At 72.6% G+C, this 26,483-nt stretch carries 24 protein-coding genes; 14 read left to right on the top strand and 10 right to left on the bottom strand.

The annotated features are described in order from the left end of the window. Positions 1-4: 4 nt before the first annotated feature. The 5 genes from ACZ4TR_RS35035 to rpmJ all read left to right on the top strand — a co-directional run bounded on the left by ACZ4TR_RS35035 (position 5) and on the right by rpmJ (position 6,034). On the top strand, positions 5-1,390 hold the full coding sequence (locus ACZ4TR_RS35035; protein WP_465292129.1) for a DUF5691 domain-containing protein: 1,386 nt from the start codon (positions 5-7) through the stop codon (positions 1,388-1,390). Next, positions 1,387-2,475: an ATP-binding protein gene (locus ACZ4TR_RS35030; protein WP_465292127.1), complete on the top strand. Its 1,089-nt coding sequence runs from the start codon at positions 1,387-1,389 to the stop codon at positions 2,473-2,475. Before ACZ4TR_RS35035 ends, ACZ4TR_RS35030 begins: the two co-directional genes overlap by 4 nt. Continuing rightward, complete coding sequence (locus tag ACZ4TR_RS35025; RefSeq protein WP_465292125.1) at positions 2,472-4,652, top strand: DUF5682 family protein; 2,181 nt, start codon at positions 2,472-2,474, stop codon at positions 4,650-4,652. Before ACZ4TR_RS35030 ends, ACZ4TR_RS35025 begins: the two co-directional genes overlap by 4 nt. Then, a complete protein-coding gene (locus ACZ4TR_RS35020) occupies positions 4,649-5,821 on the top strand; it encodes a VWA domain-containing protein (protein WP_465292123.1) in 1,173 nt (390 codons plus the stop codon). The genes ACZ4TR_RS35025 and ACZ4TR_RS35020 overlap by 4 nt, the downstream gene beginning before the upstream one ends. Positions 5,822-5,911: 90 nt before the next feature. Next, positions 5,912-6,034 (top strand): 50S ribosomal protein L36, encoded by a 123-nt coding sequence (gene rpmJ / locus ACZ4TR_RS35015; protein ID WP_284742536.1) that lies wholly within the window; start codon positions 5,912-5,914, stop codon positions 6,032-6,034. On the opposite strand, the gene ACZ4TR_RS35010 is transcribed toward rpmJ, so the two are convergent. The 7 genes from ACZ4TR_RS35010 to ACZ4TR_RS34980 all read right to left on the bottom strand — a co-directional run bounded on the left by ACZ4TR_RS35010 (position 6,025) and on the right by ACZ4TR_RS34980 (position 16,554). Then, positions 6,025-7,506, bottom strand: coding sequence for a flavin-containing monooxygenase (locus ACZ4TR_RS35010; RefSeq protein ID WP_465292121.1), 1,482 nt, complete (start codon positions 7,504-7,506; stop codon positions 6,025-6,027). The two genes, rpmJ and ACZ4TR_RS35010, sit on opposite strands and share 10 nt — an antisense overlap. 71 nt (positions 7,507-7,577) lie before the next feature. Beyond that, positions 7,578-9,944 carry a polysaccharide lyase 8 family protein gene (locus tag ACZ4TR_RS35005; RefSeq protein WP_465292119.1) on the bottom strand — a complete coding sequence of 789 codons (2,367 nt, stop codon included), beginning with the start codon at positions 9,942-9,944 and terminating at the stop codon, positions 7,578-7,580. Positions 9,945-10,193: 249 nt separating this feature from the next. Beyond that, positions 10,194-11,648 carry an aldehyde dehydrogenase (NADP(+)) gene (locus ACZ4TR_RS35000; RefSeq protein WP_465292117.1) on the bottom strand — a complete coding sequence of 485 codons (1,455 nt, stop codon included), beginning with the start codon at positions 11,646-11,648 and terminating at the stop codon, positions 10,194-10,196. Positions 11,649-11,661: 13 nt separating this feature from the next. After that, complete coding sequence (locus ACZ4TR_RS34995; protein WP_465292115.1) at positions 11,662-12,801, bottom strand: hypothetical protein; 1,140 nt, start codon at positions 12,799-12,801, stop codon at positions 11,662-11,664. A gap of 4 nt (positions 12,802-12,805) precedes the next feature. Continuing rightward, positions 12,806-14,062: a glucarate dehydratase family protein gene (locus ACZ4TR_RS34990; protein ID WP_465292113.1), complete on the bottom strand. Its 1,257-nt coding sequence runs from the start codon at positions 14,060-14,062 to the stop codon at positions 12,806-12,808. Next, positions 14,062-14,997, bottom strand: coding sequence for a 5-dehydro-4-deoxyglucarate dehydratase (locus ACZ4TR_RS34985; protein ID WP_465292111.1), 936 nt, complete (start codon positions 14,995-14,997; stop codon positions 14,062-14,064). Before ACZ4TR_RS34985 ends, ACZ4TR_RS34990 begins: the two co-directional genes overlap by 1 nt. Positions 14,998-15,048: 51 nt before the next feature. After that, a complete protein-coding gene (locus ACZ4TR_RS34980; protein WP_465292109.1) occupies positions 15,049-16,554 on the bottom strand; it encodes a sodium:solute symporter family protein in 1,506 nt (501 codons plus the stop codon). Between the two features lie 160 nt (positions 16,555-16,714). On the opposite strand from ACZ4TR_RS34980, the gene ACZ4TR_RS34975 reads away from it, so the two are divergent. The 3 genes from ACZ4TR_RS34975 (at position 16,715) to ACZ4TR_RS34965 (ending at position 19,218) form a co-directional block, all read left to right on the top strand. Beyond that, entirely contained in the window at positions 16,715-17,524 is an 810-nt protein-coding gene (locus tag ACZ4TR_RS34975; RefSeq protein WP_465292107.1) for an IclR family transcriptional regulator, read from the top strand. Between the two features lie 41 nt (positions 17,525-17,565). Continuing rightward, the gene (locus ACZ4TR_RS34970) at positions 17,566-18,372 is read left to right on the top strand and encodes an NAD-dependent epimerase/dehydratase family protein (RefSeq protein WP_465292105.1); all 807 of its coding nucleotides are present in this window, start codon (positions 17,566-17,568) and stop codon (positions 18,370-18,372) included. 114 nt (positions 18,373-18,486) lie between these two features. Next, positions 18,487-19,218, top strand: coding sequence for a polysaccharide deacetylase family protein (locus ACZ4TR_RS34965; protein ID WP_465292103.1), 732 nt, complete (start codon positions 18,487-18,489; stop codon positions 19,216-19,218). Here the strand turns inward: ACZ4TR_RS34965 and ACZ4TR_RS34960 are convergent. Continuing rightward, a complete protein-coding gene (locus ACZ4TR_RS34960; RefSeq protein ID WP_465292101.1) occupies positions 19,160-20,149 on the bottom strand; it encodes a histidine kinase in 990 nt (329 codons plus the stop codon). The two genes, ACZ4TR_RS34965 and ACZ4TR_RS34960, sit on opposite strands and share 59 nt — an antisense overlap. A 23-nt stretch (positions 20,150-20,172) precedes the next feature. On the opposite strand from ACZ4TR_RS34960, the gene ACZ4TR_RS34955 reads away from it, so the two are divergent. Next, positions 20,173-20,751, top strand: coding sequence for a LuxR C-terminal-related transcriptional regulator (locus tag ACZ4TR_RS34955; protein WP_465292099.1), 579 nt, complete (start codon positions 20,173-20,175; stop codon positions 20,749-20,751). Then, complete coding sequence (locus ACZ4TR_RS34950; RefSeq protein WP_465292097.1) at positions 20,752-21,651, top strand: aminoglycoside phosphotransferase/kinase family protein; 900 nt, start codon at positions 20,752-20,754, stop codon at positions 21,649-21,651. A 19-nt stretch (positions 21,652-21,670) separates the two neighbouring features. Here the strand turns inward: ACZ4TR_RS34950 and ACZ4TR_RS34945 are convergent, their stop codons facing one another. After that, on the bottom strand, positions 21,671-22,288 hold the full coding sequence (locus ACZ4TR_RS34945) for a TetR/AcrR family transcriptional regulator (RefSeq protein ID WP_465292095.1): 618 nt from the start codon (positions 22,286-22,288) through the stop codon (positions 21,671-21,673). Positions 22,289-22,355: 67 nt separating this feature from the next. Between ACZ4TR_RS34945 and ACZ4TR_RS34940 the strand changes: the two genes are divergently transcribed. Genes ACZ4TR_RS34940 through ACZ4TR_RS34930 form a run of 3 tightly spaced genes read left to right on the top strand, consistent with a single transcriptional unit; the run spans position 22,356 to position 24,674 of the window. Further along, complete coding sequence (locus tag ACZ4TR_RS34940; RefSeq protein WP_465292093.1) at positions 22,356-22,994, top strand: MSMEG_1061 family FMN-dependent PPOX-type flavoprotein; 639 nt, start codon at positions 22,356-22,358, stop codon at positions 22,992-22,994. 1 nt (position 22,995) lies between these two features. Continuing rightward, positions 22,996-23,880 (top strand): PDR/VanB family oxidoreductase, encoded by an 885-nt coding sequence (locus ACZ4TR_RS34935; protein WP_465292091.1) that lies wholly within the window; start codon positions 22,996-22,998, stop codon positions 23,878-23,880. Then, positions 23,880-24,674 carry a siderophore-interacting protein gene (locus ACZ4TR_RS34930; RefSeq protein WP_465292089.1) on the top strand — a complete coding sequence of 265 codons (795 nt, stop codon included), beginning with the start codon at positions 23,880-23,882 and terminating at the stop codon, positions 24,672-24,674. Before ACZ4TR_RS34935 ends, ACZ4TR_RS34930 begins: the two co-directional genes overlap by 1 nt. A 25-nt stretch (positions 24,675-24,699) precedes the next feature. Here the strand turns inward: ACZ4TR_RS34930 and ACZ4TR_RS34925 are convergent, their stop codons facing one another. Then, positions 24,700-25,476, bottom strand: coding sequence for a DUF4184 family protein (locus ACZ4TR_RS34925; protein ID WP_465292088.1), 777 nt, complete (start codon positions 25,474-25,476; stop codon positions 24,700-24,702). Between the two features lie 98 nt (positions 25,477-25,574). Between ACZ4TR_RS34925 and ACZ4TR_RS34920 the strand changes: the two genes are divergently transcribed. Beyond that, on the top strand, positions 25,575-26,450 hold the full coding sequence (locus tag ACZ4TR_RS34920; protein WP_465292086.1) for a helix-turn-helix domain-containing protein: 876 nt from the start codon (positions 25,575-25,577) through the stop codon (positions 26,448-26,450). Positions 26,451-26,483 lie beyond the last annotated feature (33 nt).

Raw genomic sequence — 26,483 nt, 5'->3', positions numbered from 1 at the left:
AGCCGTGAAAGCCTGGGAAGACCTCGTCGGCACCGCGCTGCTCGGCACCCGCCGGCGCACCCTCGACCCCGCCACCCAGCCACCCGCCGTCCGCAACCTCGTCGAAGACCGCGCCGACCCCGCGGAACAGCTCCTCTCCGCGGCGGCCGTCCTCACCACCTACCGGCGCGCCGGGCGCCGGCCGCTCCACGACGTCCGTCCCCTGCCCGTCGCCGCGCCCGACGAGCGGCCGTTCGTCCCTCCCCTCGCGCGGGAACGGCTGGCCCGACTGCTCGCCGCCAGCCACCCCGATCTCCTGCTGGAGTGGCTCGGCATCGTCGCCGGCACGGACTACCGCGTCCCGCCCGAAACCCTTCCCCTGCTCGCCGAAGCCGCGCGCAGCAAGGCCGCGCTGCGGGGGCCGCTCGTCGCCGTCGCCGGGCCGGTCGGGGCGTGGCTCGGGCAGCGCAACCCCGACTGGGCCTTCCTCGCCGCGCCGCCCGAAGAATCCGGCGACGTCTGGCAGTACGGCAGCCTGGCCCAGCGCCGCCGCTGGCTCGCCGCCAAGCTGGCCGACGATCCCGCGGCCGCCCGCGAAGCCCTGACGACGTCGTGGAAGAGCGAACCGGCCGACGTCCGGTCCGACTTCCTCGGCGTGCTCGCCGGACACGTGCGCGCCGAGGACGAAGCTTTCCTCGAAGCGGCCCTCGGCGATCGCGCCGCCGCCGTCCGCGAACGGGCCGCCGACCTGCTCGGCCGGCTGCCCGGCACGCGGTACGGCGAGACCATGGCCGACCGGCTGCGGCCGCTCGTCCGCCGGAAGGGCCGGGTGCTCGAAGTGTCCGTCCCGCAAGGCGAACGCGGCGAAGGCACCGTCCGGCTGCGCACCCTGGCCGCCGCCGCTCCCCTGGCCTTCTGGACCGAGTTCGGCCCGCCCGCCGAAGTGGTGCGGATGACCGTCGAGGGCTGTCCGCCCGGCGTCCTGCGCGACTCCTGGGCCACCGCGGCCCTGCGCCAGCGCGACGAAACCTGGGCGCAGGCGCTGATCGGCGCCGATCCGGGCGGCCGCACCACGCCACCGCTGCTCGGCGTGCTGAGCCCGGCGAGCCAGGCCGCCACCGTGGGGCACCTGGTGAGCCGGCTGCCCGTCGAGTCGTTCGCGCGGCTGGTCCACGAGCTGCCCCGGCCGTGGACCAAGGAGCTCGGCACCGCCCTGCTCGACTGGATCGCCCGCCAGGACGACCACCGCCTGGTCTCGCACGCCGCCGTCGTGATCGCCCGCGCGGTCCCCGCGGGGTGCCTCCGTCACCCGCTCGCCACCACGCGCCTGAGCATGGACGCCGGTCCGTGGCGCCGGGCGCTCACCGAAACGCTGAACTTCCGCCGCGAAATGTACGAGGAGCTCGCATGACCGCCCCCGCCACCGTCCTCCGGCCGCACGCCGAGCAGGACCACGCCGCCGAGCTGGCCGCGCTGGCCGCCGCCGACGACCGGGCCAAGCCGCCCAACTGGAACCTGTCCCCGTGGGCCGTCGTCGAGTACCTGCTCGGCGGCACCCTGCCCGACGGCACCGTGATCACGCCGAAGTACGTCGGCCCACGGCGGCTGGTCGAGGTCGCCGTCGCGACGCTGGCCACCGATCGCGCGCTGCTGCTGCTCGGCGTGCCCGGCACGGCGAAGACCTGGGTTTCCGAGCACCTCTCCGCCGCCATCAGCGGCGATTCGACGCTGCTGGTGCAGGGCACCGCGGGCACGTCGGAGGAGTCCATCCGCTACGGCTGGAACTACGCCCGGCTGATCGCCGAAGGCCCGAGCGCCGCCGCGCTGGTCGAAAGCCCGCTGCTGCACGCGATGCGGGACGGCAAGCTCGCCCGGCTCGAGGAGCTGACCCGCATCCCGGCCGACGTCCAGGACTCGCTGATCACGATCCTGTCCGAGAAGACGCTCCCGATCCCGGAGCTGGGCACCGAGGTCCAGGCGCGGCCGGGCTTCAACCTGATCGCGACGGCGAACAACCGCGACAAGGGCGTCAACGAGCTGTCCAGCGCGCTGCGGCGGCGGTTCAACACCGTGGTGCTGCCGCTGCCGGACAGCGCCGAGGCTGAGGTCGAGATCGTCAGCCGGCGCGTCGCCGAGCTGGGCACATCGCTGCAGCTGCCGGTGGAAGCCGCCGAGCTGAACGAGATCCGCCGGGTGGTCACGGTGTTCCGCGAGCTGCGCTCGGGGCGCACCGAGGACGGGCGCACGGCGGTGAAGTCCCCGTCCGGCACGCTCTCGACGGCCGAGGCGATCAGCGTCCTGACCGGCGGCCTCGCGCTGGCCACGCACTTCGGCGACGGCGTGCTGCGCCCGCACGACGTCGCGGCCGGCATCCACGGCGCGGTGGTCAAGGATCCGGTGGCCGACCGCGCGATCTGGATCGAGTACCTCGAGACGGTCATTCGCGAGCGCGACGGCTGGGCCGACTTCTACCGGGCGGGCCAGGAGCTTTCGTGACGACGCACCTGCTCGGCATCCGCCACCACGGCCCGGGTTCGGCCCGGGCCGTGGCGACGCGGCTCGCGCAGCTCGAACCCGACGTCGTGCTGATCGAAGGCCCGCCCGAGGCCGATGCCCTGGTCGAGCTGACGGAGGACCCCGCGATGGCACCGCCGGTCGCGCTGCTCGCGTACGCGACCGACGACGTCTCGCGCGCCGCGTTCTGGCCGTTCGCCGTCTTCAGCCCGGAGTGGCAGGCGCTCACCTACGCACGCGAAGCCGGCATCCCGGTGCGGTTCTGCGACCTCCCGGCCGCGAACACGTTCGCCGCGGGGCCGGACGAGCACGCCGGGCCGCCCGGCGATCCGCTGGCCGCGCTGGCCTCGGCCGGCGGTTACGACGACCCGGAACGCTGGTGGGACGACGTCGTCGAGTCGCGGCGCGGCGACGACGACCCGTTCGAGGTGATCGCCGAGGCGATGACCGCGTTGCGGGAGGACGAAGAACCGCCACGCGGCAACGAAGCGCGGCGCGAGGCCTACATGCGCTCGGTGCTGCGCCGCACCCGCAAGGACGGCTTCGGGAACATCGCCGTCGTCTGCGGGGCCTGGCACGTGCCCGCGCTGGCCGACCCGCTGCCGCCGGCGTCGCACGACCAGACCGTCCTCAAAGGACTGCCGAAGCGGAAGGTCGCGTGCACCTGGGTGCCGTGGACCCACGGGCGCCTCGCGACGGCCAGCGGCTACGGCGCCGGCGTGCGGTCGCCGGGCTGGTACCACCACCTGTTCACCACGGCTCAGGACGTCACCACGCGCTGGCTGACCGGCGTCGCGGGGGTGCTGCGGGAGGAGGACCTGCCCGTCTCGACCGCGCACGTCATCGAGGCGGTCCGGCTGTCCGAGACCCTGGCCACGCTGCGCGGGCGGTCGTCGGCCGGGCTGGCCGAGGTCACCGAAGCCACTCGATCCGTGCTCTGCGGCGGCGACGAGGTGCAGGTCGAGCTGGTCACGCGGCGGCTGGTGGTCGGCGAACGGCTCGGCGAGGTGCCCGAGCGGGTGCCGCAGCCGCCGCTGGCGGCGGACCTGACCGCGACGGCGAAACGCCTGCGGCTCAAGAAGGACCCGATCGTCAAGGAGCTCGACCTCGACCTGCGCACACCCGGCGGGCTCGAGCGCTCGAAGCTGCTGCACCGGCTGCGGATCCTCGGCATCGAGTGGGGCAGCCGGGAGGCGTCGGCGCGGCGGAACCGGGGCACGTTCCGGGAGACCTGGGCGCTGTGCTGGGAACCGGCGTTCGAGGTCGACCTGGTCGCGGCGGCGGTGCACGGCACCACCGTGCCGTCGGCGGCGACCGCCGCGGTCCGCGACACCGTCGAGGGCACGCCTCCGCTGGACGAGGTGACCACGGCCGTCGAGAACTGCCTGCTCGCCGATCTGCCGGAGGCGCTGCCCGAAGCGCTCGCGGCTCTGGACGCGCGGGCGGCGGCGGACGCGGACGTCGCCCGGCTCATGTCGGCGCTGCCCGCGCTGGCCCGGGCGACCCGGTACGGGAACGTCCGCGGCACCGACACCGGTGCACTGCGCGCGGTCGCCGACCGCATGCTCGACCGGATCTGTGCCGGGCTGCCGCCGGCGACGCACGGGATCGACGACGACGCCGCGGCCCGGATGGCCCAGCTGGTCGACGGGGTGCACGACGCGACGTCCCTGCTGGGCGACGACCCGAAAGAGCGCTGGCTCGCGGCGCTGGCGCGGCTGGCCGAACGGCCGTCGCTGCCCCCGTTGCTGGCCGGCCGGCTGACCCGGATCCTGCACGACGCCGGGCTGCTCGACGCGCTGGACATCGAACTGCGGCTGGGCCGGGCGCTCACGCCGGGCATCGCGCCTTCGGCGGGCGCGGCGTACGTCGAAGGCTTCTTCGACGGCGGCGCGCTGCTGCTGGTGCACGACGAAGGTCTGCTGCGGGTGATCGACGCGTGGCTCGCGGGGATCCACGAAGACGTGTTCACCGAGGTGCTTCCGTTGCTGCGCCGCACGTTCGGCGCGTTCAGCGGGCCCGAGAAGCGGGCGATCGGGGACCGCGCGGCCGGGCTCACCGGCACCGCGGCGGTGGTGGCGACGGCCGAGGAACTGGATGAGGACCGGGCGGAGCGCGTGCTGCCGGTGCTCGCGACGCTGCTGGGGGTGGGGGCATGATCAAGGCGGACGCCGAGCGCACGCGGCGCTGGCGGCTGGTGCTGGGTGCCGAGGGCGCGGGTTCGGGGTCGGGGCTGGCCGACGCCGAACTGTCCGATGAGGACAGTGGGGTCGACTCGGTCCTGGCCGCTCTCTACGACAAGCCGGACGAGGAGGCGGCGGGTGGCCCGCGCAGCGCGAACCTGGGTGCGTCGGCGCCGCGGGTCGCGCGGTGGCTGGGTGACATCCGCCGGTACTTCCCCAGCACCGTGGTGCAGGTGATGCAACGCGACGCGGTCGACCGGCTGGGGCTGACCCGGATGCTGCTGGAGAAGGAGCTGCTCTCGGCGGTCGAGCCGGACGTGCACCTGGTGGGCACCCTGCTTTCGCTGAACGGTGTCCTGCCCGAGGAGACCAAGGAAACCGCGCGCGAGGTCGTCCGCAAGGTGGTCGAGGAGCTGGAAGAGCGGCTCGCCGAGCGCACGCGCGCGGCGATCAAGGGCGCGCTGGACAAGGCGTCGCGCACGCAGCGGCCCCGGCCGGGCGACGTCGACTGGGCGCGCACGATCCACCGGAACCTCAAGCACTACTCCCCCGAGCTGGGCACGATCGTGCCGGAGCAGCTGGTCGGGTACGGCCGGCGTCAGCAGGCGGTGCAGCGCGACGTCGTCCTGGCCGTGGACCAGTCGGGCTCGATGGCGGAGTCGGTGGTGTACTCGGGGCTGTTCGGCGCGGTGCTGGCCTCGATGCGGGCGCTGAAGACGTCGTTCGTCGCGTTCGACACGGAGGTCGCGGACCTCACCGAGCACCTCGCCGACCCGGTCGACGTGCTGTTCGGCACGCAGCTGGGCGGCGGCACCGACATCAACCGGGCGATCGCGTACTGCCAGGGCCTGGTCGGCCGGCCCGAGCGGACGTTGCTGGTGCTGATCAGCGACCTGTACGAGGGCGGCGACGAGGACGAGCTCCGGCACCGGATCGCCGAGCTGGCGGGCTCGGGCGTCCAGGTGGTGGCGCTGCTGGCGCTGTCCGACTCGGGCGCGCCGTCGTACGACCACGAGAACGCGGCGGCCCTGGCGGAGCTGGGGGTGCCGGCGTTCGCGTGCACGCCGGACCAGTTCCCGGAGCTGATGGCGGCGGCAATCCGGGGTGACGACCTGCAGGCCTGGGTCGCGCGCGAGACCAGCTGAGTTGCGGAATGAAACCGAGTGGTCGGCGGTTGAGACGAAAGCGGGACGCATTCGGGGCCCGCACCGCCGACCAGGAAGGGACGGCTCACCATGAAGGTTCGCAGCTCGGTCCGTTCGCTCGCCCGCCAGCCGGGCGCCCAGGTGATCCGGCGCGGCAACCGCGTGTTCGTGATCAACAAGGACAACCCGCGCTCGAAGGCCCGTCAGGGCTGACTGGGCGCGGCTGCCCGGTCTTCCGCGCGGCCGAACCGCATCACTCCGTCGTCCACGCGGGTAAACCGCATGTCGGCCAGATCCAGCAAGTAGTTCTGGCGCATCATCCAGGGCCGCCTCTCGCCCTGCTTCGGCAGGCCGGGGGCGGCCCTTTTGATGTACCCCGACGCCAGGTCGACGATCGGGCGCGGCCGCCCCGCCGTCGACGCCGAGGCCGCGTCCGGGGCGCAGTACGCGTACCCGCGCCGGTCCAGGTACGCCAGCAGCCGGCACACGTACTGGGACGTCAGGTCCGCCCGCAGCGTCCACGAGTTGTTCGTGTACCCCACGCACCACGCCAGGTTGGGCACACCACCGAACATCATGCCCTTGTACGCCCGCTGCTCCCCCGGCTCGATCGCGCGGCCGTCGACCGTCAGGGAGATCCCGCCGAAGGCCACCAGACGTAGCCCGGTCGCCGTCACGATGACGTCGGCGTCCAGCGAGCGGCCCGACTCCAGAAGGACGCCGGACGCCGTGAACCGCGCGATCCGGTCCGTCACGATGTCCGCCTTGCCCGACCGCAGCGCCCGGAACAGGTCCGCGTCCGGCACCAGGCACAGGCGCTGGTCCCACGGGTCGTACGACGGCACGAAGTGCGGGTCCACCGGGATCGACGCCGGCAGCTGCGCCGCCACCCGGTCCCGCAGCGCCTGGGCCGCCCGGCGCGGCAGCCGCCGCATGAGCTGGAAGAACAGCGTCCCCATGACGACGTTCTTGCCCCGCACCACCCGGTGCGCGAGCTTCTCCGGCAGCAGCGCCCGGATCCGGTCGGCCAGCGCGTCCTGGCCCGGCCGCGCCACGATGTACGACGGCGAACGCTGCAGCATCGTCACCCGCGCGGCCTGCGAGGCCATCGCCGGGACCAGCGTCACCGCCGTCGCGCCGCTGCCGATCACCACGACCCGCTTGTCCGCGTAGTCCAGCGAAGCGGGCCAGTGCTGCGGGTGCACGATCTCCCCCGCGAACTCCGCGCGGCCCGGGAAGTCGACGACGTGCCCGGACTCGTAGGAGTAGTAACCACTGCACAGGTACAGGAACCGGCAGGTGAACGTCGCCCCGTGCCCGGTCGACACCGTCCAGAGCGCGTCCGAGGACGACCACGATGCCCGCACGACCCGGTGGCCGAAGCGGATCCGATCGACGACTCCGTGTGCCGCCGCCGTCTCCCGGATGTACGCCAGGATCGCCGGCCCGTCGGCGATCGCCTTCGGGTCCTTCCACGGCCGGAACGGGTAGCCGAGGGTGAACATGTCCGAATCGGACCGGATGCCCGGATAGCGGAACAGGTCCCAGGTGCCGCCGATCGTGTCGCGCGCCTCGAGGATGGCGTACGTCTTGCCCGGCAGCCGTTCCTGGAGCCGGCAGGCCGCACCGACGCCGGACAGGCCGGCGCCCACGATCAGGACGTCCACGTGGTCGGCGGTGGTCATGAAATCCAGCCTAACCGAGGTGGGGACCCCGCCGGACCGGGTCGGGGCACCGGTCCGGCGGGGAAGACCCGCTACAGGGGAACGACCTTCGTCGCGCCGAAGCTGCCTTTGAGCGGCACCACCACGGACTTGCCGCGCACGGTCACCGTCACGCTGTCCTGCGTCTGGGTCGGATCCGACACGGCGAGCTGGCGGCGCCAGCCGGACCGCCCCACCGCGACCGACGCGGGCCCGGAGACGCGCACGTCGCCGGCCGAGCCGGCCGCGAAGAAGTTCGCCAGCAGCGTCTCCCCGACCTGGACCGCCTGGACCGTCGCGGTGTTCGCCCGCACCTGCCACGCCCAGGACGCACCGACCGTGCCGAGGACCGACGCACCGGGCAGCACCGCGTACGCGTACTTCGCGTCCGTCGGCTGGACTCCGTGCTCCAGCACCAGCTTCTGGTACCGGCGCGTGTTCGGCGTCGTGGTGCCCTTGGTGTTGGCGCCGGTGTCGATGTCGCGCCACGCACCGGTGCGGTCCTCCCGCAACGCCGTCACCGAAGCGTCGTCCAGGAGCACGTACCCGCCGACGTTCTCCAGGTGCACCCAGCGCGGCCGCCGCAGCGCGGAGACCTTCCCGAGGTCGGTCGCGACGCGCCGGAAGTCGGCGGTCAGCGCGCCGCGGCCGCCCTCGCCGAGGTTGCGGTTCTCGATCGCCGTGCGCACCGCGTGAGGCGACGTGCTGGTGATCCCGGCGCCGAGGCACACGATCCCCGACGGCGTGAAGAACCACGACTTCTTCGCGACCAGCGACCCGTCCCAGGACGTGAAGTCGAACGCGTAGGTGCCGTGCTCGTCGTCCCAGCGGACGCCACCGGTGTGCGGGTTCGGGCCGACCGGCACGCCGCCGAACTTCGGGTCGGCCGGGCCGTCGTTTTCGGTCGTGCCCGGCAGCAGCAGCGGGTCGACCGTCGGCCAGTAGGCGTCGGTGTAGTGGCCCTTCGCGTTCGGCAGGAACGTGTAGAGCACGCCGTCGCCGACGTGGTAGCCCTTGAGGTTCTGGCCGTTGATGGACTCGTAGCGCGAGATCCGCGTCGAGCTGACGCCGAGGGACGCCGACCAGCCGTCGGTGACGTGCACCATCCGGTCCTGCTGGCCGAAGATCCGGTGCGTGGCGACCACCCGCGCCGGCCGCGCGCCCGAGGCCAGCATGTCCTGCGCGAACTCGATCCCCGGCGTCGCCACCAGGTCCGGGCCGGGCGCGAACCGCTCCGGGTCGGGGATCTTCAGGAACGGCGCGTACGTGCCTTCCTTGATCCACTTCGCGGCCAGGGCGTTGAGGTCGGTCTTCGTCTTCCCGGAGGCCGTGCGGGCCAGGACCAGCGTCGCGACGGTCAACTGGTGGCCGATGTCGTGCCCGGTCTCGCCCTGCCGCGAAAGCATCCGGCCGCGCACCGGTTCCATCAGCGCGCCCGCGTAGACGAACGGCGCGAAGCTGTCCGCGACCAGCGCGTAGATCTTGTCCTTCAGCGGCTGCGGAAGCGCGAACTCCGTGCCCTGCGTGACGTGGATGGCGCCGGCGAGCGCGGTGAGCAGGACGATGCCGTAGTGCCCGGGGTACGGGATGGTGTCGTGCTGGATGAACGAGCCGTCGACGTGGAAGCCGTCGCCGGCCGCGCGGTCCAGCTTCGCGACGACGCTCGCCGCGCCCCCGCCGGCGACGTCGGTCAGCGCGTCGATGCCCGTCTTGATCCACCCCGTGTCGCCGATCAGCGCCCCGGCGACGATGGAGATCAGGGCCTTGTCCGCGCGGTTCGCGCCGGTCTCGACGAGCGACGGGGTGTTCGCGCGGACGTTCGGGTTGCCGACGAACCGCTTGATCGGGCTGACGTAGCGGGCCAGCTCGTCCGCGGTCAGCTGGTCGGCGACCACCGAAAGCGTGTGCAGCACGTAGTACGGGACGCCGATTTCGTAGGTGTACCAGTTGCCGATCTCGCCGACGGCCGGGTTGTACTGGCTCGCGTAGATCAGTTCCAGCGCGGCCTTGATCCGCTCGAGTACCGCCGGGTCGCCGGCCAGCGCACCACCCGGCGTGCCCCAGTCGACGGCGATCGCGCGCAGCCGGGCGTACATCGACGTCGTGTAGTCACTGCCCGGGCCGAGCGGCAGGTCCGTCCACAGTGGAGTGTCACCGCCGGCGACGGACAGGCTGTCGTTGTACGCCTTCGCGACGCGGCTCAGGTTGGCCAGGGCTTCGGTGCGTTCGGGCGACGGCCGGTCGATGCCGGTCTGCAGCTGCCGGTAGGCGGCGACGATCGGCGCGGTGGCGGTCGGCACCCCACGCGCGGCGGCGGCCACCGGAGTGGCGGCCGCCGCGAACGCGGGCCGGGTGAGCAACACGGTCGAAGCGGCCGCCAGCGCGCCGCCGCGCAGGGCGTTTCTCCGGTTCACGGGCATGACAATGCCTCCCAGGAAGACATCTTCGGCTTGCGGGGAAAGGGGAACGGAATTCAGTTGTGCGGCGGCGGATTCGGTTCTCGGCACCAGAAACTGTCGGTGCCGGGCGATAGAGTGGAAACGGGGGGCGCCCCCGCGGGAGCAGGGACTGCGAGTCAGGGCCGGGGTCGGCGGCGCCGGAAACTGTCGGTGCCAGGCGGTAAAGTGGAAACCGGGGGGGGCGCCCCCCGCGGGAGGCGCCCCGCCGGGTCAGCGGGAGCCGTCGGTGCGGCGGGGCAGCTGCCAGGGGTTGGCCTCCTGGAGGGGTTCGGGCAGCAGGGCGTCCGGGAAGCCCTGCCACGCCACCGGACGCAGGAAGCGCTCGATCGCGGCGGTGCCCACCGACGTCGTGGTCGGGGCCGTCGTGGCCGGGTACGGGCCGCCGTGCTGCTGGGCCCAGCTCACCGTCACGCCGGTGGGCCAGTCGTTCCACAGCAGCCGGCCGGCGATGCGGGCCAGCGCCGGCAGCACCGGCCGGATCCAGTCCGCATCGGACTGTTCGCCGTGGATCGTGGCGGTGAGCCCCGGTTCGATGACGTCGAGCAGGCTCAGCAGCTCGGCCTGATCGGCGTAGGTGACGATCAGCGACGCCGGGCCGAAGCACTCTTCGTGCACCGAGTCGCCGCCTTCGAGGAACTGCTTGCCGGTGGTGGCCAGCAGCGTCGGGGTGAAGGACGGCGACTCCGAAGCCGCTTCGGACACGACGTCGACGCCCGGCACCTCGCGCAGCTGCGCGAGCTTGTCGGCGTACCCCGCGGCGATGCGGTCGTTGAGCATCGGCTGGGCCGCGGCACCCGACAACGCCTGGCGCAGCGCGTCGGTCAGGCCGTGGTCCTCGGGCAGGAACAGCAGGCCCGGCTTGGTGCAGAACTGGCCGGCCCCGAGGGAGAACGACCCGGCGTACCCCTTCGCGACCGCCTCCCCGCGCGCGGCGATGGCGGCCTCGGTGACGACGACCGGGTTGACGCTGCCGAGCTCGCCGTAGAACGGGATCGGCCGCGGCCGCGCGTTCGCGATGTCGAACAGCGCCCGCCCCCCGGGGATGGACCCGGTGAACGACGCCGCCGCGATCCGCGGGTCCTTCAGCGCGGTGACGCCTTCCTCCTGCCCGAAGATGACGTCGAAGATGCCTTCGGGCGCACCCGCGCCGACCAGGGCTTCGCGCACGATCCGGCCGGTCAGCGCGGACAGCTCGGGGTGGCCGGGGTGCGCCTTGAGGACCACCGGGCAGCCCGCGGCGAGCGCGGACGCCGTGTCGCCGCCGGCGACGCTGAACGCGAACGGGAAGTTGCTGGCCGCGAACACCAGCACCGGGCCGAGCGCGGTCTTCACGCGGCGGATGTCCGGACGCGGGCCCATCGGCCAGTCCGGGTCGGCGTGGTCGACGGTGGCGCCGAGGTACTCGCCGTCGGTGAGCACCTCCGCGAAGAGGCGGAGCTGGAACGTCGTGCGCTTCAGCTCACCGGCCAGCCGCGGAGTGGCGGGCAGGTGGGTCTCGCGGTGGGCCAGCGGGACGAGGTCGTCGGCGGCGGCGTCGAGCGCGTCGGCGGCCGCGACCAGCCAGCGGGCGCGCTCGGCCGGGGTCGCCTCGGCGGCGGGACGGGCTGCCGCGGCGGCTCCCGTCAGGATCTTCTCGAGCGTGGCGGCGTCAGTGGCCTGGCTCATTCGGTACAGCTCCTCAGTGCATCTCGTGGGCGGCGGCGGTGGCCGCGCCCAGATCGCTCCAGCGACCCGGGCCGGCCAGTCCGAGGTGGTACAGGTGCAGCTCGGCGGCGCCCGCCTTGGCCAGCTCGCCGGCGTACGCGGCGATGTCCGGCACCGGTGCGGCGGCGACCGCGGTGATGTAGCTGCCGATCGCGACACGCTCGGGCAAGGCTTCCCGGGCCGCCGCGACGGCCTCGGCGCCGGTGGCGGGCGCCCACCCGAACACTACGACCGCATCGACGTCGTCCGCAGCGGACGGCGTCAGCCCGGGCAGCGCGCCGGTGACCCACGGGTCGAGCGCGCCGTGCAGCACGATCCGGATGCCCTCCGGCAGCGTGGCCAAAACGGTGGCTCGCAGCTCGTCGGTCGCCTTCTGCCGGACCCGCAGCAGCATCCGGGTCAACTCCGGCGGCAGCCGATCGCCGGTGATGCCCAGGTCGCCGGTCGCGACCAGCCGCCGGACCTCCTCGACGAGCTGGGCCCGGACAGCGTCCGGGTCGAGGTCCCACGAAGACGCGCAGGCCTCGCAGCAGCAGATCGACAGCAGCCGGGCCACCGCGGGCGCCCAGACGCCGTCGGTCTTCTCGTGCTGGTGCTGGTGCACCGCGCCGAGCGGGCCGCAGGCCTCGAGAATCACCGACGACAGCTCGAGCCCGGCGACGGCCTCGGCGGTCAGCGTCGCGGCGTACTCGCGCACCGCGGGCTGCGCAGGGCACAGCGCCCAGGGGTAGCTCTCTCCGAAGCAATTGCGCATCACCACGTCCGGGTGCTCGTAGCCGAGCTGCGAGTTGTGGGTCAGCACGATCCACGCGGCTGCCGGGATCCCGGCCTCGTTCAGCACCCCAACAGCGTCAGAACCGCTGTCCGGGGCAGCTAGCCAGTCCGGAGTGGACGGACGCAGACGTTTGCTTCCCCAGGCTTGCTCGCGCACCGGCCGGTAGAACGCCGCGTGCCGCGCCACGACCGCCGTGCGCGAAGCCGACCACGGCGTCGCCGCCCGGGCGCTGTGGTAGGACAGCGCGACGGCCACCTCGTCGACGCCCAGGTCGCGGGCCCGCGCGGCGAACCCGGCCTCCAGGACGTCCCAGGGATAGGCGTATCCCGTCACCTTCACCGGATCACCACCTCGTCGTGTTCGGCTCGAACCCGGCCACGTACTCGCGCATGTAGGTCACGTCATCCCGCTTGGTCAGTCCACATCGGACGTAGTTCTCGTGCAGCCGGGCCAGCGCGTCCTCGTCCAGCTTGACGCCGAGGCCCGGGGCCGGCGGCACCGCCACGGCGCCGTCGCGGAACTCCAGCACCCCCGGCTCGATGACGTCCTCGACCTTCCACGGCCAGTGCGTGTCGCAGGCGTAGGTCAGGTGCGGGGTCGCCGCCGCGACCTGGACCATCGCGGCCAGGCTGATCCCGAGGTGGCTGTTCGAGTGCATCGACAGGCCGACGCCGAAGCTTTCGCAGGTCGTGGACAGCGACTGCGTCGCCCGCAGCCCGCCCCAGAAGTGGTGGTCCGAGAGCAGCACGCCGATGGCGCGCGCCCGGAAGCCCGGCTCGATGTCGCCGAAGTTCACCACGCACATGTTGGTGGCCAGCGGCATCGACGCCTCGGCGGCCACCTGGGCCATGCCGTCGATGCCCGGCGTCGGGTCTTCGAGGTACTCCAGGACACCGTCCAGCTCACGAGCCACCCGGATACCGGTCTGCGGCGTCCACGCGCCGTTCGGGTCGATCCGCAGCGGGTGCCCGGGAAACGCTTCGGCGAGCGCGCGGATCCCGTCGACCTCCTGCGCGGGCTCGAAGACCCCGCCCTTGAGCTTGATGGACCGGAAGCCGTACTCGTCGACCATCCGCTTCGCCGAACCGACCAGCGTCTCCGGCGTGGTGATCTCGCCCCAGGAGTCCTCGCGGCCGTCGACGTGCTTGCCGTACTTGTAGAACAGGTAGGCGGAGAACTCGACGGCGTCGCGGGCCTTGCCGCCGAGCAGGTCGGCGATCGGGCGTCCGAGGTACTGACCCTGCGCGTCCAGGCACGCGACCTCGAACAGCGAGTAGACGCTCGCGACGGTCTTGCGGATGGAGAACCCGCCGATCAGCCCGTGGGCGTCGGTCAGGACCGTGCCCGACAACGCCCGCGCGACCAGCCGCTGCAGACCGGGCAGGTCGAAGACGTCGTGGCCGCGCAGCTGCGGCAGCACCTTGCGCACCTCGCCGAGGAACGCGTCGTCGCCGTAGGACTCGCCGAGCCCCACGATGCCGTCTTCGCATTCGACCTGCACGACGCTGCGCAACGCGAACGGCTCGTGCACGCCCATGACGTTGAGCAGCGGCGGGTCGGCGAACGCGACCGGCGTCAGCGCCACATCGAGGATCTTCATCAGCCCAGCGCCTTCAGCGTCACGAAGCCGTCCTCCACGACCTTCTCGAGCCGGTGGATCTGCTCCGGCGTCGGCTCGACCAGCGGCGGCCGGACCGGGCCGACCTTGTCCCCGCGCAACCGGGCGGCGGCCTTGACCAGGGACACCGCGAAGCCCGGCGTCTCGTCCCGCAGCGCCACCAGCGGCAGGTAGAAGCCCGTCAGCAGCGCGTCCATCACGCGGGTGTCGCCCTCGCCGAGCGCGCGGTGGAAGCGGTGCGCGATCTCGGGCGCGAAGCAGTGCACGGCCGAGGAATAGCGGGCGACGCCGATCGAGGCGTACGCCTTGGCGGACACCTCGGCGGTGGGCAAGCCGTTGAAGAACAGGAAGTTCCGCGCCCGTTCGGTGTCCAGCGACCGGATGGTGGTGACGATCCGGGTCATCACCTCGACGTCGCCGTAGCCGTCCTTGAGGCCCGCGATCGAGGGAATCTCGAGCAGCGAGGCCGCGGCCGGCGCGCCGAACACGCCGGTGCCGCGGTGGTAGACGATCACCGGCACGGACGAGTCGCCGACGGCGTAGCGGACGAAGTCGACCAGCCCCGCCTGCGGACCGGAAACGAGGTACGGCGGGAGGAGCAGGACACCGTCCGCGCCGCCGGCCTGAGCCGCCGCGATGCCGGCCCGCGCCGACGCCGCGCCGCCCCCGGCGCCCACCCAGACCGGGACGCGGCCGGCGGCCACCTCCCGGGACCGGGTGAGCACCGAGGCGTGCTCGGCGGGCGAGAGCGAGCTGAACTCGCCGGTGCCGCACGCGACGAACAGCGCACCGGCGCCCGCCGCGATGTGGCTCTCCACGTTCTCCGCGAGCGCGTCGAGGTTGACCTCGAGGTCCTCGGTGAACGGGGTGAGGGGGAACGCCAGCAGGCCGTCCAGCTCGATCTCGGTCTGTGCCATCAGTTTCTGCTCTCTCGTCCTTTTTCGGTTTCGGCCCGGGTGTGGCCAACGTCAGGCGGGCACGGTCGTGCCTTCCTTCTTGCGGTCGACGTCGTCGTCGGTGTTCACGGTGTCGACGATCTCATCGGCGACCGCGCTGCGCTCGGGCGCGATCAGGCCGAGGCCGACGTAGAGGGTGAGCGAGACCAGGATCGGGGTGGCGACGAGCACCGTCTGGTTCGCGTTGAAGACGTAGTAGCAGAGGCCGTAAGCGACCAGGCCGCCCGCCCAGGAGACCAGCGCCGCGCGCGGGCCGCACTTGCGGAACCACGGCAGCATGCCCAGCAGCAGCGGGATCGAGATCGGGCCCATCAGCGCGGCGACCCAGTTGACGACGATCTGCAGCACGCCGCCGAGGTTCTGCGCCTGCGTGGCCACGAGCATCGTCAGCGCGACGAACACGACCGTGGTGATCCGCGCCGCCTTGAGGCCCTGGACGTCGGTCCACTGCCGGGTGCGGCGGACCATCGCCGGGATCATGTCGCGGGTGATCACCGCGGAGATCGCGTTGGCGTCGGAGGAGACCATCGCCATGGTGTGCGAGAAGATCCCGGCCAGCACCAGGCCGACCAGGCCCGGCGGGAGGAACGTCGTGGTCATGATCGCGTAGGACTGCGTCGGGTCCTTGATGCCGGGGATGAGCAGCGGCGCCGCGAACATCGGGAACATCAGCACCAGGGGCCACAAGAGGTACAGCGCGGACGAAAGCCGCGCGCCGCGCCGGGCCTCGTGGGTGTTCGGCGCCGCCATGTAGCGCTGCGCCAGGTTCCACATGCCTCCGTTGTACTCCAGGGTCTTCACGAGCACGTAAACGAGCAAGAAGATGGTGGTGTACTTGGACGTCACCGGGTCGACGTGGTTCTCGGGCAGCTTGTCCCACATCGTCCAGAGCGCGGAGATCCCGCCCAGCTTGCCCAGCACGACGACGATCATCACGATCGCGGCGATGCCCTGGATGACGAACTGGCCGAAGTCGGTGAGCGCGTCGGCCCACAGGCCGCCGATGGTGCAGTAGACGAGGGTGACGGCGCCGGTGATGAGGATGCCGAGGTTGTAGTCCAGGCCGGCGAAGACGTGCAGCAGCGTCGCGACGGCGAACCACTTGGCCGCGATGTCGAAGATCTTCAGCAGGCTGCCGCTCCAGGCGAGCGCCTGCTGCGTCGGCACGTTGTACCGCCTGGCCAGGTACTCCAGCGGCGAGGCGACGCCGAGCTTCGAGCGCAACCGGTTCCACCGGGCGGCGAACAGCCAGCTGCCGATCCCGACGCCGATGCCGATGCTGGCGAATCCCCAGAAGTACACGGTGACGCCGCTCGTGTACGCGACGCCCGCGTACGCGACGAAGAGCACCGCGCTGTAGCCGGACATGTGGTGCGAGATGCCCGCCAGCCACCACGGCATCTTGCCACCGGCCGTGAAGAAGTCCTTCACGTCGCTGACCCGTTTGTGCGACCACCAGCCGATCACGATCATCAGCACGAAGTACGCGCAGACCATCGCCCAGTCGAGTACGTGCACCGCAGGCTCCTTTCCGCGTCCACAGTGATGCGGTTCCCGAAGGAGGTGTTCACATCCATGAACGGAGTCTGTTATAGTGATTATGTTCATCCATAAGAACGTTGTTCGGGACGCTAATATGGCCGGAGTCACAAGTCAACGGCCGGACGGAGGAGCACAAATGCCGCAGAAGGTGGACAACCCGGTAGCGGCCGACGGTGCCCCCGCCGAGTCGTCGGGAGTGAAGTCCGCGCGCCGGGCCGTCGACCTCATCGAGACGTTCGCGGCGAACGACGTCTGGCTGTCGCTGTCCGACCTGCACGCGCGCACGGGCTTCCCGCGCTCGTCGCTGCACGGCCTGCTGCGGACGCTGCTGGAGGCCGGCTGGCTGGAGGCGGACACGAACACCGCCCGCTACCGCCTCGGTGTCCGCGCGCTGATCTGTGGCACGGCGTACCTGGACCGCGACGCCGTCGTACCGTTCGCCACCGAGGCCCTGGAGCGCATCCGGGAGAAGACCGGCTTCACCGCGCACTTCGCGCGGCGCAACGGCACCGAGGTCGTCTACCTGGAGACGCGCGAGTCGCAGCGCTCCACGCACCTCGTCTCCCGCGTCGGGCGCACGCTGCCCACGCACGCGACCGCGCTGGGCAAGGCGCTGCTGGCCGAGCTGACGCACGACGAGATCGAGGCGCTGATGCCGGCGTCGCTGACCGCGCTGACGCCGAACACCATCACCACGCTCGAAGGCCTGCACGCCGAGTGCGCCGCGACCCGCGAGCGCGGGTACGCCGCCGAGATCGAGGAAGGCACGCTCGGCGTCCGCTGCGTCGCCGCGGTGATCCCCTACCGGATCCCGGGGACGGACGCGATCAGCTGCTCGATGCCGATCTCCCAGGTGACCGACGCCGACGCGCAGCGCGTCGGCGAACTGCTCGCCGAAATCACCGCCGAGCTCGGGCAGCAGCTGCGCCGCGCCGGTATCCGATAACACCACAGTCCGCCGCCGTTCCCTGTTAGGAGAGGAATCCCATGACGGACCAGCGCGTGCTCATCACCGGGTCGGCGGGTGTCGTCGGCACCCTGATGCGGCCCCGCTTGAAGCGCGACGGCCGCGTGCTGCGCCTGCTCGACCTGGCCCCGCAGACGGCGTCGGACGCGTCCGAGGAGATCGTGACGGCGTCGGTCACCGACCCGGCGGCGATGGCGGCGGCGTGCGAAGGCGTCGACGCGCTGATCCACCTCGGCGGGCACAGCCGCGAGAACACATGGGAAGCGACGCTCGACGTCAACATCAACGGCACGCAGACGGTGCTGGAAGCGGCGCGGACGGCGGGGATTTCGCGGGTGATCCTGGCGTCCAGCAACCACGCGGTCGGCTTCCGGCGCAACGACTCCGAGCTCCCGGCGGACTCTTCGCCGCGCCCGGACACGTATTACGGCGTCAGCAAGGCGGCGATCGAGGCGCTGGGCAGCCTGTACCACTCGCGCTTCGGCATGGACGTCATCGTGATCCGGATCGGCTCGTGCTTCGAGACGCCGTTGCCGCTGGGCCCGCGCGGCCTGACGACGTGGCTCTCCCCGGACGACGGCGCCCGGCTGTTCGAGGCCTGCCTGTCGGCGCCGTCGCCCGGGTACCGGCTGATCTGGGGCGTCTCGGACAACACGCGCCGCATCTACTCCCTGGCCGAGGCCGAAGCGCTGGGCTACAAGTCCCTGGACGACGCCGAGGTGTACGCGGAGCAGCTGGCTTCCCGCCCCGCACCGACCGGCGCCGCGGCGGAGTACGTCGGCGGCCCGTTCTGCACCGCTCCCCTGGGCGTCTTCAACCCGCTCTGACGTTCCGTGAATGTCGCATTGAGGGACTTGAAGTCCCTCAATGCGACATTCACGGCTTTGGTACTAGTACCTTGGCGGCTTCCCGGGCCGCGGGAAGATCGCCAGGGTGACGCCATGATCTTGAGATCCCGCCGCGCGCGGAAGCGGACCATCGTCGTGGCGTGCGTGCTGGTCGTCGTCCTGGGCGCCGCGTTCACGCTGTTCCAGGTGTCGAAGTCGCCGACCTTCCAGTTCTTCGGCACGCTCGTGAACCGCGTCGAGACCAGCGAGAAGGTCGTCGCGCTCACCTTCGACGATGGCCCCGATCCCGCCGGGACCCACGCGATCCTCGACGCGCTGAAGAGCCGGCAGGTGCCCGCGACCTTCTTCCTCATCGGCCGGGACATCGCCGCGCACCCCGATCTCGCCCGCGACATCGCCGCCGCCGGGCACGAAATCGGCAACCACAGCTTCAGCCACGACCGGATGATCGGCGTGACGCCGGCCTGGGTCGCCGACGAGGTCGAGGCCACCGACGCGCTCATCCGGACCTCGGGTTACCCCGGTGAAATCCTCTTCCGGCCCCCGAACGGCAAGAAGCTCTTCGCCCTGCCGCACTACCTCGCCGAGCACCACCGCACCACGATCACCTGGGACGTCGAGCCGGACTCCGCGGGAACACCGGCCGCCGCGACGGTCGTTTCGGAGACGCTCGGCCAGGTGCGGCCCGGCTCGATCGTGCTGCTGCACGCCATGTACGCGGGCCGCGAGCAGACGCGCCAGGCGATCGGGCCGATCCTCGACGGGCTCAAGCAGCGCGGCTACCGGTTCGTGACCGTGTCGCAGCTGCTGGCAATGCGACGCTGACGACCCACTCGCCGTCCCGCGGCCCGTGCGTCAACGCTCCCCCGGCCGCCGCGGCCTGCTCCGCGAGCCCGGCGAGGCCGTACCCCCCGCCCGTGCGCGGACTTCCCTTGAGCGGGTTGCGCGCGGTGATCGTCACCGGGTCGCCGGTTTCGACGTGGAACCGCAGCCGGACGCCGGGACCGTTGTGCCGCAACGCGTTCACGGCCGTCTCCGCGACGAACCGCTCGGCCAGCTCCCGCACCGGGCGCGGCAGCGCGGGCAGCACCGGATCGCGGTCGAGGACCAGGCCGGCGGTGCGCAACCGGGCCAGCACCTCCGCGAGGTCCGGGGCCCGGTCTTCGTCTTCCCGGAGGTCGTCGAGCGTGCGGCGGACCAGCGTCAGCGCGCCGCGGCCGGCCGCCAGGAGCGTGTCGAGGCGTTCGCGGTCGGCGTCGGTCAGGTCACCGACCGCGCGCAACGTCTCCGCCTGCACCAGCATCACGGCCGTGGTCTGCGCGAGCGTGTCGTGCAGCCGCCGGGCGGCGCGCTCGGCCCGGTCCGCGAGCGCGCGACGGCGTTCGGCGCCGAGCAGCCAGGCGACCGCACTGATCGTCAGCACCAGGACCGTGCCGTCGACCGGCCCCTTCGCCGGGTACACCGCCGCGCCGATCACCAGTGCCGAGGACGCCGCGAGCCACCGCTGCGGCGTGCTGTGGAGCGCGAGCAGCACGGGCACGTACATCGTGTTGCGCGGCTGGTCGAGCAGCAGGTGCCCGGCGGTCGCGAGGGTGACGACCACCAGCACGAGGGCGGGCGCGCGACGCGACCACAGCAGCGGGACCAGCTGCACCGCGCTGAGCAGCGCGGCGAGCCAGCCCTGGTACGGGGTCCAGGCGCCGCTGGCGAAGAACACCGCCGCGGCCGCGGCCGTCGTGAGGAGGGACTGGCGCATGCGCCGACAGTAGAGTGCCCGGCATGATCCGGGTCCAGGTCGTCGACGACCACGCGCTGGTGCGCGAGGGCATCGCCCTGATCCTGGGGGCGCGGCCGGACCTCGACGTGGTCGCGCAGTACGCGAGCGGGCCGGAGCTGCTCGGCTCCGCCGTCGAGGCCGACGTCGTCCTGCTCGACCTCTACCTGCCCGGCATGGACGGCCTCGAAGTCCTGCGCCGGCTGCGGCCCCCGGCGCCGCGCGTCCTGATGCTGACCACGGTCGGCCGCCCCCGCGAAATCCGCGAAGCGCTCAGCGCGGGCGCGGCCGGGTTCGTGCTGAAGGACTCTTCCGGCGACGAGCTCGCGGCCGCCGTCCGCGCCGCGCACCAGGGCGTGACCGCGCTGAGCCCGGCGGTGGCGTCGGCCCTGACCGGCGGCGGCGCGCTGACCCCGCGCGAACGGGACGTGCTGGAGCTGCTCGGCGAGGGACTCTCCAATCGGGACATCGCCGCGCGGTTGCGGCTGGCCGAGCGGACGGTCAAGGTGCACGTCGGGAACGTGCTGGCCAAGCTGGGCGTCACGAGCCGCACGCAGGCGGCGCTCGTGGCGCGGGACCGCTGAGTGGACTGGCTGCCGCGCTGGTGCGCCGACCACCTGGGCGCCTCGCCGGCCGGCGTGCTCTTCGAACGGCACTCCCTCTCGTCGGTGTGCGGGCTGCGGCTGGCCGACGGCCGGGAGGTCGTGGTGAAGGCCCGCGAAGACGACGGCCGGGCGTCCTCGTGCGTCACCGCGCAGGCCCGGCTGGCGGAGCGCGGGTTTCCGTGTCCCTGGCCCCTGACGGCGGTGTCCGTCGTCGGCACGCTGGCCGTGCACGCCGAGGAGTCGCGCCCCGGAGGTGCGGTGCTGCGCGGCGACTCGCCGGACGTCGCCGTGCGCTGCGCGGCGGTGTTCGCGTGGCTGATGACCGAGCTGGCCGAGGTGGACGTGGCACCACCGCTGCCGAACCCGCGCTGGGCGCGCTGGGACCACCGGGATCCCGGGCTGTGGCCGGCGATCGGGTTCCTCGACGAGCGCGACCAGAGCGTGGTGCCCGCCCACGTCGTCGAAGTGGCCGCCCGGGCCCGGAAACGGTTGCCGGCCGCGGACTTGCCGTGCGTGCTGGGCCACGCGGACTTCGAAGCGCAGAACCTCCGCTGGCACGACGACATCTGGGCCGTACACGACTGGGACAGCCTGGCCTGGCAACCGGAAGCGGCACTGGCCGGGGCGGCATCCGGGGCGTTAGCCAGTGACTCGCCCCCGACGCTCGCGCCGATCGCGAGTTCGGCCGCGTTCTTGTCGGCCTACCAGGAGCTTCGCGGCCGCCGGTTCACCGAGGAGGAGCAGGAGGTGGCGTGGGCGGCGAGCCTGTGGGCAGCGGCGCACAAAGCCCGGTGGGAAGCACTGCACGGCGACCCACCGGTGTCCGGCGACGCGGTCCGCGCCCAGGCGGCCGAACGCCTCCGCCGCGCGAACGCGTGAGCACGGCGCCCCCGCCGGTTCACCCCTTGACGTACCGCGTCAGCATCGCGACCATCTCGTCCTCCAGCTTCCCGGTGTCGACCGGCTCATGGTCGGCCACGAGCTGGTGGATCACCAGCTCGACCGTCGTGACGATCAGCCGGGCCGCCGTCTCGGTGTCGGCGATCCGGACTTCGGGGTGCCCGTCCAGGAGCGCCCGCAGGTAGCCGACGAGGTGGGTCTTCATCCGCTCGACCTTCTCGAGGACGTCGGTGGACTTCGGGGCCCGTTCCAGCAGTACCCGCAGGAGCCGGGGCTCGTCGAGGTGGCTCTCGATCGCCCCGTGGACGAAGAGGCGGAAGACCTCCTCGATCGGGCCGGGCAGCTGTTCGCGCTGGACGCGCTCGGCGATCGCCGCGCCGTCGTCGAGGTGGCGGACGAGCAGCTCGGCGAGGATCGCGTCCTTGTTCGGGAAGTACTGGTACAGCGAGCCGATGGAGATGCCGGCCCGCTCGGCGATGCGGTTGGTGGTGCCCGCGGCGTAGCCGTGCTCGCCGAAAACGTGAGCAGCCGCCGTCAGGATCCGCTGCCGGGTCAGCTCGGCGCGGACCTGCCGGGGCTGTTTACGTGGCTGGATGCGGCGCTGGTCCGGCGTCACGACGCTCCCTTCCGCGCGGCTCGAAAGCGAGTAGCGCAAGACCTGAATGTTTGCTCATAATTGTGCCATGACCAGGACAAACACGCTGAGCACCCGGTACCGGCGGGTGTCCATGGCCGAGGTGCGCAACCGGCTGGGCGCCCCCGAGGAGATGCTCGAGGGCAAGAAGCTCGACCACGTCGACAAGCACGCCCGCCGGTTCATCGCGCACTCGCCGTTCCTCGCGCTGGCCACCTCCGACGCCGCGGGCCGCGCGGACTGCTCGCCCCGCGGCGACTACCCGGGCTTCGTGAAGGTCCTCGACGAGCACACGGTCGCGCTGCCCGACCGGCCCGGCAACAAGATCGCCGACTCGTTCCGCAACATCGCCGAAAACGACGGCGTCGGCCTGCTGTTCTTCATCCCCGGCGTGCGGGAAGTCCTGCGCGTCAACGGAAGCGCGTACGTCACCGACGACCCGGACGTCCTGGCCCGGATGCGCACCGAAGCCAAGGCGCCGATCTTCGCCATCATCGTCGAGGTCGCCGAGACGTACTTCCACTGCGGCCGCGCGCTGCTGCGGTCCCGGCTGTGGGACCCGGCCAGCCAGGCGCTGGCGGCGGAGATGCCGTCGGCCGGCGAGATCGTCGCCGACCAGCTGGGCCTGGCCGTCGACCCGGCGATGTTCGAGCAGCTCCTCGAAGACAGCTACCGGAAGTTGTACTGACATGCAGAAAACGATGCTGGACCGGGTCGAACGGGTCGCCGACGACGTAGTCTCGCTGGTGCTTCGCGGCGACGACGGGCCCTTGGAAGCGTGGGAGCCGGGCGCGCACATCGACCTGGTGCTGCCGAACTGGCTGACGCGGCAGTACTCGCTGTGCGGCGACCCCGGCGACCTCTCGGCGTACCGGATCGCCGTCCGGCTCGACCCGCTGAGCCGGGGTGGCTCGGAGTACGTCCACTGGTACCTCAACCCGGGCCGGACGCTCGAAGTCTCTTCGCCGCGCAACCACTTCCCGCTCGTTCCCGCGCCGGAATACCTGTTCCTGGCGGGCGGGATCGGGATCACGCCGATCGTGCCGATGCTGCGGGCGGCCGTCGCCTCGGGGGCCGCCGTTTCGCTGGTCTACGTGGGGCGGTCCGCTTCGACCATGCCGTTCGCGGCGGAACTCGTCGACACGTATGGCGAACGCGTACGGCTGTTCTCCGGAGGCCGGCCGGATCTCGGGGAGTTCGCGGATTTCGCGGGTGAGGTCTACTGCTGCGGACCGGCGTCGATGCTGGCCGCGGCCGAAGCGGTGTTCCCGCGGGTGCGCGCCGAACGCTTCCAGCCGACCGCGCGGGTGTTCGGGCCCGACACCGCGTTCGAGGTGGTCTGCGCGCGGTCCGGGGCGACGATCCAGGTCCCGGCCGACGAGTCCTTGCTCGACGCGCTGAACCACGCCGGGCGGCCGGTGCCGTCCGGGTGCCGCGAAGGCGTTTGCGGGAGCTGCGAGCTGTCGGTGCTCGCCGGCGAGCCCGAGCACCGCGACGACATCGGCGCGCCCGCCGGGCGGATGTACGCGTGCGTGTCGCGGGCGTCGTCGCCGCGGCTCGTGCTGGACATCTGATGATTCCGAAGGTGCGTCGCCCGGCTTCCCGGCGGATGATCACCCTCGAAGTCCTGGCGAACACCGCGCCGAGCCCGGCGTTCAGAACCATTACGCTCGGCGGCCCCGCGGTCGCGGACCTCGCAGTGGCGGGCGACGACCAGGCCGTGCGGCTGTTCTTCCCGCGGGCAGGCCAGGACGGGCTGCGGATGCCGACCCTGGACAACGAGGGCTGGATGGCCGAGGTGCTGCTGCTGCCGAAGTCGCGTCGGCCCTGGGTGCGCAACTACACGATCCGGCGGGCGCGTCCGGGCGAGATCGACATCGAGTTCGCGCTGCACGACGGCGACGCCCCGGCGGCGTCGTGGGCCCGGCGGGCGCGCCCCGGCGACCCGGCGGGCATCTTCGACCTGGGCGTGAGCTACCTGCCGCCGTCCGGGGTGGCGTGGCAGCTGCTGGCCGGCGACGAGAGTGCGGTGCCGGCGATCCTGGCGATCCTCGAGCACGCTCCGGCCGGCCTGATGGCCGAGGTGTTCCTGGAGGTGCCGTCGGCCGCCGACGTCCGGCCGGTGTCGGCGCCGCCGGGGGTCCGGGTGCACTGGCTGCCCCGCCTGCGGCCCGGACGTCCGGGGGTGCTGGCGCTGGAGACGGTCCTCGCGGCCGACCTGCCCGGCGGGCGGGCTTACGCGTGGGTGGCCGGCGAGGCCGCGCTGGCCACGGGAGTACGCCGTCACCTGGTGCGCGAGCGCGGCTGGGCGAAGTCCGACATCGCGTTCCTGGGCTACTGGCGTCACGGCCGAGCGGCCCCCGGTTGACGACTCGCGTACCTGAAGGGTCGGCTCACGTACCTGGAGGGCCGGTTCGTGAGCCGACTGTCCGGGTACGTGAGCCGACCCTCTGGGTACGCGAGGCGACTGTCCAGGCCAGTACGTAGGCCGTTGCGGCCAGGGCGCCTCCGCGCACCGCGCCGAGCAGGAGGCACCGCACCCAGTCGTAGCCGCTCACCCGGCTCACCGGGTCGGTCAGGCCGAGCAGCGCGCCGGCCACCAGCCCCACCCCGAGCCCGGCGAACACCACCGCGCGGATGGCTCGTGAAAGCACCGGCCACGCGCGGCCGGCCCGGGGCGTCCGGCGGTACCACCGCGTCGCCGCCATGCCGAGCACAACGAGACCCAGCACCGACGAGACGTAGCCGACGACGTTGTACAACCGGTGCGGCCCGGCCACCGGCACCCGCAGCAGCGGCCAGTGCCGGACCATGAAGCCGGCCGTGTGCGTGAAGGCGTCCCAGAGCAGGTGGGTGGCCGCTCCCACCACGATCGCCACCACCGCTCCGGGCCACCGCACGCGCACGGCCGGCCGCGGCACCCGCTCCCGCAGACCCGCCGGGCCGAGCGCCAGTGCCGGGCCGAGCGCCCCGTGGCCGACCACGACCAGGGCGAGCCCCAGCAGCAGATCCAGCGTCACGAGCCCGAGCGGCTCATGGGTGAGCTCACCGCCCGGCACCGGCAGGTAGTAGGCGACGTCGGGGGCCAGCGAGCCCGCGACGAGGCCCGGCAGCCACAGCCGGCGGGCCAGCGGCAGCACGGCGGCCGGGTGGGCGAAGGTGAACGGCAAGGGGTCTCCAGCACTCGGACGGACTACGGAGAAGACGCCTGGCCCACCTACGAGGTTCGCGTACCATCGCGAGCAGCCTCGACGTCGAGGAGGCAGGCGTGGGCGAACTCGGGCTGACCGACACCAACGGCATCCTCGCGCTGCCCTGGGTCCGGCCCGAACGCACCAGCGCCGGGCTCGGCTGGGACCGCGTCTACGTCTCCCGGCAGCGGGAACGTCCCTACCGCGCCGAGTTCGCGCCCGCCCGCAGCCACCAGCTGATCCTGCACCTCGACGGGCCGGTGACCGTCCGGCGCGGCGTCGGAACCCCGCGCGAACGCAGCCGCCGGATGCCCGCCGGTGGGCTCTTCCTGCAGCCTTCGCACGCCGATCTGTCCGTCGAGCTCGGCGGGGAGCTCGAAACCGTGCACGTCTACGTCGCCGACGACGCCGTGCAGGAGGCGGCCGGTGACCACGCGCCCCTGCGGCTCGCCGAGGAGCTCGGCAGCTCCGATCCCCTGCTCGAACAGCTGGTGCTCGGCCTCGACGGCGTCGTCCGCGACTGGGAGCCGAGCGCGCGCACGTACGCCGACCAGCTGGGCACGCTCGTCGCGGCGCAGCTGGTCCGCCGCCACCACGCCGGCCCCGCTCGCGAGCCCGCGCCGTCGCGGGGTCTCTCCGATCGGCAGTTCACCCGGGTCCGCGACGTGATGGCGGAACGCCTGGCCGAGCCGGTGCCGCTGGCGGAGCTGGCCGCGCTCGCCGGGCTGAGCGTGAGCCAGTTTTCGCGGCAGTTCAAGGCCCGCACCGGCCTGCCCCCGCACCGGTTCCTGCTGCGGCTGCGTGTGGAGCGGGCGGGCCTGCTGCTGCGCACGGGCGACGACCCGATCGCCGAGATCGCGGCCCGCTGCGGCTTCTCCCACCAGGAGCACCTGACGCGGGTGCTGCGCGCCCAGCTCGGCACCACCCCGGCGGCCCTGCGCCGGGCCGGCTGAAGGGCACACGCGCGTTTCGTGCCGTCCCGCAGC

The sequence above is a fragment of the Amycolatopsis sp. NPDC028719 genome, assembly GCF_055565395.1.
Note: the sequence above shows the minus strand (reverse complement) of the source record. Positions and strands in the feature narration are given on the sequence as shown.